The following is an 8,846-nucleotide window of genomic DNA, read 5'->3' as shown; positions in this document are numbered from 1 at the left end:
CGCCCGGCCCGGGCGGGCCGGGCGGGCCGGGCGGGCAGCAGGTCGGGCAGACTTCGGGGCCGGAGCATACCTCCTACAACTAGTAGGAGATGGCCGGCGGCGGCCGGAGGGTTACCGGGTAGCCTCTGCTGACGAGGGCGAGGAAGGGCGGACGGGTGAGCGACCCGACGGACGAGGGGACCCCAGGCGGTTCCGGCAGGCGGGCGCGCGGTGAGCTGGAGAGCGATGTGCTGGCCGCGCTGTGGGCCGCCGACGCCCCGCTGACCGCACGCCAGGTTCTCGAACGACTGCCGGGCGACCTGGCGTACACCACCGTGCTGACGATCCTGTCCCGCCTCCACGACAAGGGCATGCTCGTACGGAACCGGAAGGGCCGCGGATACGCCTACACCCCGGTCCGCGACGAGGCCTCGCACACCGCCCGGCGGATGCGGTCGCTGCTGGAGGAGGGTTCCGACCGCGAGGCCGTGCTCACCCGCTTCGTGTCCGAACTCTCCGCGCAGGACGAGCAGTTGCTGCACCAGCTGCTGTCCGGGCACGACACCCGCGACGAGCGTTCCGACGGAAAGCGGTGAGCCGGTGCTGATCAGCGTCTACGTTCCGTTCGCCGTCACCGCCGTGATCAGCGTGCTCGCACCGCGCCTGGCGCGCCGGCTCACCCCGCGTCCCGCGGCCTGGGCCCTGGCCTGCGCCGCGCTCGTCACCGCCGGCGGCTGGACCGGTTCGCTCGCCCTGCTGGCGTTCACCGGCATCGCGCAGATTCCCCAGGTCGCGGCCGAGGGCCACTGGTCGGTGGCCGCGCTGCGCGCCGAGGACCCCGTGTACGCCGTCGTCGCGGCCGTCAGCGCGCTCGTCCTCGCCGCGAGCGTCGTCTCGCTGGGCGTGTCCGCCCTGCGCCAGGCCCGCCAGATCGCGCGGGTGCGGCGGGAGTGCAAGGGGCTGCGCGGTGACACGGAACTGGCCGTGGTCGACGACGACGCTCCGCTGGCGTTCGCCCTGCCCGGCGCGCCCGGACGCATCGTGGTGTCCCGGGGCATGCTGTGCTGTCTCGGCGACGACGAGCGCGAGGCCCTGCTGGCGCACGAGCGGGCCCATCTGCGCCGAAGGCACCACCTGTTCCTGGGACTGTGGCGGCTCACGGCGGCCCTGAACCCGCTGCTGCGTCCCCTGGCCGACACCGGCGCCTACGTCCTGGAACGCTGGGCCGACGAGGAGGCCGCCGCGCAGGTGGGCGACCGGGCGGTCGTCGCCCGCGCGGTCGGGCGCGCGGCACTCGCGTCCGCCGGTGCGTCCCGCCCCGCTCTCCTGGCCGCGACCGGCGGGGAAGTCCCGCAGCGGGTACGGGCCCTGCTGGCGCCGCCGCCCGCCCGCCGAAGCCTGCCCTTCCTGGCCGGCGCCGTCCTGCTGTCCGTGTGCTGCGCGAGCCTGGCCAACGCCGCGTCCGACAGTGACCGCATGGTCGACAGCGCGAAGCGAGCACAGTGCGCGACGCTGCTCGGCGCCGCGGGCTTGACGCCGACGGGTGACCTCCGGCACGTCCCCGGCTTCTGCTGCGGCCCGCACCACCGTTTCGAGCACGGCGAACACCGCTCATAGCCACTGCGGCGCCGTCACCACTCCTGTCACCACTCGTCGTGCTCGCAGATGACCCGGAAGCTGCCCACGGCGCCGTCGTCACCGAACAGGCCCTCGTGTTCGGTAGGGGTCACCACCCCGAAGGTGTCGCCGTGGGGACCCACGGTGGCGACCGGACCGCCGTTGTCACAGGCAAAGCCCCGGAAGACCTCCACGGTCTTGCGGCTGTCGTTGAAGACACTGAAGCTGTTCGAGCCCAGCCCGCTGGCCGCGGTGATGCACCCGTCGACAGAGGCAGGGTAGGAACGTTCGTTGAAGAAGATCCTCCCCTCTTCCTCGTGGCCGTTACCGCGCCGGCCACCGTCGCGGCCCTCTCTCCTCTCCCCGCTTCCGCTCCTACTCCCGGAGGGAGCCGCGGCCGAATCGGCTCGTTGGACGGGCTGTGCCGCCCGGTGGGCAGGTTTGGCCGCTCGATGAACAGGCTTGGCCACTGGATGAACAGGCTTGGCCGCTCGGTGTACAGACGGCGACGCCGGAGCGGATCCGACGGTCGAGGCGTAGGTGATACCGGCAGCTGCAAGGACGGTCGCGCCCACACCGGCGCCGACGGCAGCAAAAGTACGCGAGGGCATGTCACTTCTCTCTGTCTCACGGACGTCGGCCGTGCGACCGACCTGCGACGAACGTACCGACAGCTTGTATGGGCGGCATTCCGGACATGTCCAGGGTGTGACGCCATGAGCCGGCCAGGTGGCGGCGCGGGGTGCTTACGTGATCTCCGTGAGGCCGGAGGTGGTCGACAGCGAGCCGGACGGCAGGCCGCGTCGGCCGCATTCACTGAGCGTGTACCAACCCGCGCCGGGGATCACCGGATGTGCGTCGATGCCGTTCGACGGGGTGCAACTGTGCGAGTAGAGCGTCTTGCCCGCATGGGTCAGCTTCACGGTGCCGCCGGCAAGCGTTCCACCCTCCGGCAGGGTCGGGTCGGCGAACGGGTACATGGACCCGAAGTACAGCCGGCGGTACCAGGAGTTGGGCAGCCGCCCACCGGGCCCCCGGACGGCGTGGCCGAGGGCCAGCGAGGTCGTCCTGCCCGCCGCGTAGCCGTGGGTCCGCTGTCGGCGTCCGACAACAGCCCTGCCGGCATGGGTGTTTCGGCGGAGGCGGGTGACCTGTACGTCATCCCGTCGAGCAGCAAGGCGTACGAGCTGTCCTACGGCACCACGTACCAGCCGCGGTCGCCGACTGGTGGGGACTGGGTGCAGACGTACGCGCTGACCGTGTGGTCGTATCCGCTGCCCGGGTCCGGGCTGAGCGAGACCTTGACCGGGCGGCCCTGCCGGGCGTCGAACGTGGTCTCCGTGGCTCAGGAGACCGTCACACCGTGGCCGCCGACGGTGGCGCCGCCGTCCCCGGCGTCACTGAAGCGCACGGGGGGTACGGCGCCGTCACCGGCCTTTCGCCAGTCCTCCACTGGCTCCTCATGGGCGGTCGCCGGGGTTGCCCGGCCCGTACCGCGCACCTGCGCCAGAGCAACCCGGACGGGCGTCCGACCTCGGGCCGGAGCGCCTCTCACCGGGTGCGACGGGGCGCAACGGCTGCCCCTCCCAGCCCCTCGGTGGACGGTGCTGTCACCACCACCCGTTGTGGTCGCAGACCACCCGGAAGCTGCCGACGACGCCGTGGTGACCGAATGCGCCATCGCCGTCGAAACCGAATTCGCCGCCGTGGTCATGGGGCACCACGCCGAAGGTCTCGCTGCGGGGTCCCACGACGGCGACCGGAGGGCCACCGTCGCAGTTGAAGCCCCGGAAGACCTCGACGGTCCTCCTGCTTTCGTTGAGGACATTGAAGCTGTGCGCGCCCGGTCCGCCGGCCGCGGTGATGCACCCCTCAATGAAGGCGGGGTACGAACGTTCGTTGATGAAGATCCTTCCGGCTCGCCTGTTGCCGTCACCGCGTCCACCGCCGCCGTCACGTCCACCGCCGTCGCGGCCCCCGTTTCCGCCTCCGCCCCCGTTCTCAGGCTGAGCGGCGTGGTGGGCCGGTTGGGCGGGGTGGTGGGCCGGTTGGGCGGCGTGGTGGGCCGGTTGGGCAGGGTGGTGGAGTGGCTGGGCGGGGTGGTGGGGTGGCTGGGCTGCCCGGTGGACAGGCGGGGAAGCCGGGGTGGATTCGACGGTCGAGGCATAGGTTATGCCGGCGGCTGCAAGGACGGTCGCGCCTATTCCGGCGCCGACCACAGCGAAAGCACGCGAGGGCATGGGCACTTCTCTCTTTCGTACGTGCGTCGGCCGGACGACCGACCTGCGACGAACGTACCGATGGCTCACATAACCGGCATTCCGTGTATATCCAAGGTGTGACGCTGTGCGGCCAACCAGGTGTCAGAAGTTCAGACCGGTGCATGCCCGCAGGCCCGCCGTCCGCGGCCGGGGTCCGCTCCGTCTCCTCCCCGTGGCCGCTCGTATGGCTCGTTCGGGTGCGTATCTCGTGCGGGTTCTGCCGCAGGTGCCAAGGCTTGACTTCGCGATGTGTCTCCTCGTGAAGGTGGAAGAACATGCCGACGTACGTCGCTTTGCTGAGCTGGACTGAACAAGGGGTCCGAAACTACAAGGACACCGCGAAACGCGCCGAGACCTTCGGCTCGGCGCTACAGAAGCTCGGGGCGAAGCTCCTGAGCATCTACTGGACCGTCGGTCCGTATGACCTCGTGGCCGTCGTCGAGGCGTCCGACGACGAAACCGCCGCGGCAGCACTCCTGCAACTCGGCGGGGTGGGCAACGTCCGTTCCACGACGCTGCGGGCCTTCGACCGAGAGGAGATGGAGCGCGTCATCGCCAAGGCCGCCGGCTGACGACCCCGTGCATGGTTGCGGTTGGGCGGTCGACGATCAGGAGCTCGACGTCCCATCGCCGGCCGTGCACGGGGTCGCTGGACGACGGAGGACCTGACGCATGGTTGTCAGGCGTCTCCCCGTCGGAGTCGGCGAACGCGTCCGTGTCCAGTGAGCACATGTACGAGACGCCGGCTGCCGCGGAGATGAATTCCTCCGGAGAGACCCGCCCGCGCGGGCGTCAGGCGGTGTGCTGATAGGCCGGATAGGTGAGGTAGCCGGTGTCGCCGCCCTGGTAGTACGTGGCCTCGTCGACGGGGGCGATCGGCAGGCCGGTGCGGAGGCGTTCGACGAGGTCGGGGTTGGCCAGGAAGCCGCGGCCGAAGCTGATCAGGTCGGCGCCGAGGCCCAGCCAGTGGTCGGCTTCCGCACGGCCGGTCTGCTTGGGGCCCATCGGGAGGACCGGATTGACGACCAGGGTGCCGGGCCAGGCACGGCGCAGACCCAGGAGCACCTCCTCGTCCGTGGTCAGCTCCAGGTGGACGTAGGCGAGTTGGAGCCGGGCCAGTTCGGTCAGCAGCGCGGTGTTGAGGGCGAGTGCGTCCGTCTCCTCGACGCCCCAGAAGCCGCCCCCTGGGGAGAGGCGGATGCCCGTCCTGGCCGCCCCGATCGCGTCCACCGTCGCGGCGACGGCCTCCACGGCGAACCGGATCCGGCCCGCGATCGTGCCGCCGTAGCGGTCCGTGCGCCGGTTGGCGTTGGAGGAGAGGAACTGGGAGATCAAGTAGCCGTTGGCGCCGTGGAGTTCGACTCCGTCGAAGCCGGCGTCGATCGCGCGGCGAGCCGCCTCGGCGTACGCGTGGGCGTGCTCGGGCACCTCGGCGGTGTCCAGTGCGCGGGGCATGGGCGCGGGCTGCGGGCCGGCCGGGGTGAAGACGTCCCCCACTGCGGCGATCGCCGAGGGGCCGACGGGCTGGTGGCCGGACGTGTCGGGGTGCGAGACCCGGCCGCCGTGCATGATCTGGGCGAAGATCCGCCCGCCGTTGATGTGTACGGCGTCGGTCACGGCACGCCATGAGGCCGCCTGCTCATCGGTGTGCAGTCCCGGCGTGCCCGGGTTGGACTGCCCGATGAGGCTGGGCTGCACGCCCTCGGACACGATCAGTCCGGCCGTCGCGCGTTGCGCGTAGTACGTGGCCATGGACGGTGTGGCGAGGCCGCCGGTCGCGGCCCTGACGCGGGTCATCGGGGCCATCACCGTCCGGTTGGGCAGGGTCAGGTCGCCGAGTCGGTAACTGCTGAACAACGTCGTCACGTCGGGCTCCTCCGTACGTATCGTGTGCCCGGATGCCGGGCACAGCGCTACGCTAAAACCTGACATGGATGTCAGAGGCAAGCGGTGTGGCGTGGTTCACCATGGGAGGCAGTCGTGCGGATCGGCGAGCTCGCGGCGCGTACCGACGTCAGCGTCCGGTCGCTGCGCTACTACGAGGAGCAGGGGCTGCTGACCAGCAGCCGTAGCGCCGGTGGGCAGCGGCATTACACGGAGGCCGAGGTGGAGCGGGTGCGCTTCATCCAGCGCCTGTACACGGCGGGCCTGTCCAGTCGTACGATTTCCGAGCTGCTGCCCTGCGTCGACACGCCCAGCGAGGGCAACTACGACGCCGCTCTCGAGCGGATGGCGCAGGAGCGCAACCGGCTCTCCGAGCACATCGACGAACTCGTGCGGACCCGGGCCGCGTTGGACGGCCTGATGGCCACGGCCCGGGCCCATCGGGAGAGCGAGGCACTCGCTCAAGGTGTCCGCTATGGGTCAGGTGATGGGGCGAGCGTCCCACGCGTTCTGGAGAGCTGACCGCACGTCTTCCCCAAGAACCAGGTGCGTCATCCCGCCTGGAAGGGTGGGCAGCTCAGCCCAGTGAGTCACGGTCTCATCACTGGCAAGGCCGTGAGGCAAACGGACAACCCCGTCGGAATCGACGAAGCAGTCCCTGTGCTCCGCCCCGTCCTCACTCCAGTGCAGAGTCGTGAAGACCATCGGCCTCACCAGCCAGAACTCCTCACCCGACGCCGTATCGGCCCCGGACCCAGTGGCGCCGTCAGCTGGATACCGGCCCGTGATCGCCGCTGCCACCGGTGTACCGCTCCGAGGCAGCCTCTCGCGTGCGTCAACCCACGTCACCACGGTGTTCAGATTCGTCATCTCCACCTTCACCCGGGCACTCGGCAAATCGTCTTCCACCCACATGCCGGCGTCCGGCAAGGGCACTGCCCCGCCCCCGGCACCCGGCAAGACTGACCTGTGCTCGCGGGGGTTGCCCGAGCCGGAACGAACACGGCACCAAGCGATCCGCGACCACCTTTTGAAAGCCGCTACGTCACGCCCGACCGGCAGTACCTCGAACTTGGTGGCGGCCTTCTCCGGATGAGTGGGCGCGACCGTGACACGTTCACGGAGGAACCGGGCCAAGGCCGGCCGTGAGATCAGCCCTCGTGAACTGGGCATCCTCCTCGACGGAGGATGGCGCGAGCGAAAGACCGCAGCCTGGCTCATTGCCGTGACCGGCGGAACCGAGTTCGGCGCCGACCAGCCGGGCAGGTTCCTCACCCCGGAAGGTCTCTGACAGCGGTGGATCGACGGGCCGCCCAGCAAGGCTGCCGGTTCTGGATCGGTTGCTGGGGATCAGGGCCGGCGGCGAGCTCTCGCGTCTCGTCTCCGCCGCCGGTGACGGGGTGGCTGCGGGCGGCCTCGATCAGCCAGGCTGTGCCCGGCCGGTCCACGGGGTTCTGGGCCAGGCAGAGTCGCACCAACTCGTGCATTCCGTGGGGAAGGTGGGAGGGGTCGGGCTCCTCATGTATCGCGCGGTAGAGGGAGGCGGACGGCCCGTCGGGTTCGCGCCGTAAGCTGCGCCGGGTTCTGATGGGGTTCTGATTCACGGGGAGGCGTCAGTGGGGCGGGAGATGCTGCTCGGCGGCCGGTACGAGCTGGTCGAGAAGCTCGGTCAAGGTGGCATGGGAACGGTCCATCGCGGGGTGGATCGTCGGCTGCGCCGCGCTGTCGCGGTGAAGCTGCTCTCCTCGATGCTGGCCCATGATCCGCAGTCGCGAGCCCGTTTCCGGCGCGAGGCGCACGCGGCTGCCGCGCTGAATCATCCGGCGGTGGCCACCATCCACGACGTCGGCGAGGAGCCGCATCCGGACGGCCCACGTCCCTACCTGGTCATGGAGTACGTGCAGGGCGCCACTCTCGCCGAGGTCCTGCGAGGCGGCCCACTGCCTGTCGTCGACGCCATCAACGCGGCATGCGCGGTGCTGGACGCGCTGCGGCACAGCCACGAGTGCGGAATCGTGCACCGGGACATCAAGCCCTCGAACATCATGCTCACCGGACCCGACACCGTGAAGGTCCTCGACTTCGGCATCGCCAAGGCGTTCACCGAGGCCGCCACCCGCATCACGGGGAGCGGTGCGGCGCTCGGCACTCCCGCCTACCTTTCCCCTGAGCAGATCAAGGGTGCGGAGATCGACCATCGGGCCGATCTGTACGCGATGGGGTGTCTGCTGCACGAACTGCTGACCGGGCAGCCCCCGTTCCGTGGCGAATCGCCCTTCGCCGTCATGCATCAGCACCTGTTCGCCGCACCCGAGCCGGTCGCCCGGCTCCGACCGCAGATACCGCCGGCGGTGGAGGCGGTGATCCTGCGCGCCCTCGCCAAGGACCCGGAGGAGCGGTTCGCCGATGCCGGGCAGATGCGCGCAGCCCTCGCCGACGCCCTGACACAGACCTACATGCCGACGGTCCAGGCCGGCACTCCCGGGCCCCCGGCGGCTCCAACCCGTGGCCGGACCGCTCTCCGGGACAAGTTCCGTATCTCACTGCGCCCTTCCGCCGACAGCGCTCTGGCCCTGCTCGGGTGCCTCCTTTCGCTGCTGTGCGCACGTGGCCAACTGGTGGACACCGCCCACTTCGGCCGGGTCGCCATCGCGGCCGGAGTGTTGGGTCTGGTGACGCTGCCGTGGTCGACGCGCCTGTCGTGCGCGGTGGGCTGGGGACCGGTGGCCGAGGCCGTGGCGGTCAACTCCGAACTGCGGCGCGCCGACATCGGCTGGGGCCACTCGTACGTCGCCATCGCCGCGCTGCTGGCCCTGGCCGCCGCCTGCTGCCTCGTCAGCGCCGTACGCAGCCCGGAGCGCGCCGTCGGCTCACTGGTCGCCTTCTGGCTCAGTGCCACCGCGTCGATCTGGTACTTCCTTGACGACCTGCGCAAACTCTTCGTCTTCTACCTGCTCCTGGCGCTGGTCGCCATGGCCACAGTGTCGTGGGAGACCCTCGAGCTCGTGAGCCGCCGGGCCCGGAACAGGAGGGCAGCGCCGGAGTGGGGCGACGGCGCCTGAGCCCGACAAGGCGGCGGGGAGTCCGTGCCGGATGGCGCTGACC

General features: G+C 70.5%; 10 protein-coding genes and 1 pseudogene. 7 read left to right on the top strand and 4 right to left on the bottom strand.

Annotation, left to right across the window (positions count from 1 at the left end; all coding sequences use genetic code 11):
- The first annotated feature begins 155 nt into the window (after positions 1-155).
- Both ACWGJ5_RS20380 and ACWGJ5_RS20375 read left to right on the top strand, forming a co-directional pair.
- The gene (locus ACWGJ5_RS20380; protein WP_453311049.1) at positions 156-575 is read left to right on the top strand and encodes a BlaI/MecI/CopY family transcriptional regulator; all 420 of its coding nucleotides are present in this window, start codon (positions 156-158) and stop codon (positions 573-575) included.
- 4 nt (positions 576-579) lie between these two features.
- Positions 580-1,596, top strand: coding sequence for a M56 family metallopeptidase (locus tag ACWGJ5_RS20375; RefSeq protein WP_453311048.1), 1,017 nt, complete (start codon positions 580-582; stop codon positions 1,594-1,596).
- Positions 1,597-1,622: 26 nt separating this feature from the next.
- Here ACWGJ5_RS20375 and ACWGJ5_RS20370 read toward each other — a convergent pair whose 3' ends face one another.
- Both ACWGJ5_RS20370 and ACWGJ5_RS20365 read right to left on the bottom strand, forming a co-directional pair.
- On the bottom strand, positions 1,623-2,171 hold the full coding sequence (locus ACWGJ5_RS20370; RefSeq protein WP_453311047.1) for a hypothetical protein: 549 nt from the start codon (positions 2,169-2,171) through the stop codon (positions 1,623-1,625).
- A 171-nt stretch (positions 2,172-2,342) separates the two neighbouring features.
- Positions 2,343-2,576, bottom strand: a complete 234-nt coding sequence (locus ACWGJ5_RS20365) for a hypothetical protein (RefSeq protein WP_453311046.1) — start codon at positions 2,574-2,576, stop codon at positions 2,343-2,345.
- Between the two features lie 645 nt (positions 2,577-3,221).
- Here ACWGJ5_RS20365 and ACWGJ5_RS20360 point away from each other — a divergent pair.
- Together ACWGJ5_RS20360 and ACWGJ5_RS20355 are read left to right on the top strand one after the other, a co-directional pair.
- Complete coding sequence (locus ACWGJ5_RS20360) at positions 3,222-3,938, top strand: hypothetical protein (RefSeq protein WP_453311045.1); 717 nt, start codon at positions 3,222-3,224, stop codon at positions 3,936-3,938.
- Between the two features lie 194 nt (positions 3,939-4,132).
- The gene (locus ACWGJ5_RS20355; protein ID WP_453311044.1) at positions 4,133-4,429 is read left to right on the top strand and encodes a GYD domain-containing protein; all 297 of its coding nucleotides are present in this window, start codon (positions 4,133-4,135) and stop codon (positions 4,427-4,429) included.
- A gap of 220 nt (positions 4,430-4,649) precedes the next feature.
- Here the strand turns inward: ACWGJ5_RS20355 and ACWGJ5_RS20350 are convergent, their stop codons facing one another.
- Entirely contained in the window at positions 4,650-5,723 is a 1,074-nt protein-coding gene (locus tag ACWGJ5_RS20350; RefSeq protein WP_453311043.1) for an alkene reductase, read from the bottom strand.
- Between the two features lie 114 nt (positions 5,724-5,837).
- On the opposite strand from ACWGJ5_RS20350, the gene ACWGJ5_RS20345 reads away from it, so the two are divergent.
- Positions 5,838-6,263: a MerR family transcriptional regulator gene (locus ACWGJ5_RS20345; protein ID WP_453311042.1), complete on the top strand. Its 426-nt coding sequence runs from the start codon at positions 5,838-5,840 to the stop codon at positions 6,261-6,263.
- Here ACWGJ5_RS20345 and ACWGJ5_RS20340 read toward each other — a convergent pair.
- Entirely contained in the window at positions 6,222-6,611 is a 390-nt protein-coding gene (locus ACWGJ5_RS20340; protein WP_453311041.1) for an AQJ64_40280 family protein, read from the bottom strand. The genes ACWGJ5_RS20345 and ACWGJ5_RS20340 overlap by 42 nt on opposite strands.
- Positions 6,612-6,903: 292 nt before the next feature.
- Between ACWGJ5_RS20340 and ACWGJ5_RS20335 the strand changes: the two are divergent.
- Positions 6,904-6,987 (top strand): annotated as a pseudogene (locus ACWGJ5_RS20335) (DUF6000 family protein); the annotation flags it as partial.
- Positions 6,988-7,357: 370 nt separating this feature from the next.
- Positions 7,358-8,803: a protein kinase domain-containing protein gene (locus ACWGJ5_RS20330; protein WP_453311040.1), complete on the top strand. Its 1,446-nt coding sequence runs from the start codon at positions 7,358-7,360 to the stop codon at positions 8,801-8,803.
- The last annotated feature ends 43 nt before the right edge of the window (positions 8,804-8,846 follow it).

It is taken from the genome of Streptomyces sp. NPDC054783, from assembly GCF_053611725.1.
Note: the sequence above shows the minus strand (reverse complement) of the source record. Positions and strands in the feature narration are given on the sequence as shown.

Coding starts and splice junctions, on each gene's coding strand:
- ACWGJ5_RS20365 (WP_453311046.1), bottom strand. CDS start 2,576: ATGTACCCGTTCGCCGACCCGACCCTGCCGGAGGGTGGAACGCTTGCC.
- ACWGJ5_RS20355 (WP_453311044.1), top strand. CDS start 4,133: ATGCCGACGTACGTCGCTTTGCTGAGCTGGACTGAACAAGGGGTCCGA.
- ACWGJ5_RS20340 (WP_453311041.1), bottom strand. CDS start 6,611: ATGACGAATCTGAACACCGTGGTGACGTGGGTTGACGCACGCGAGAGG.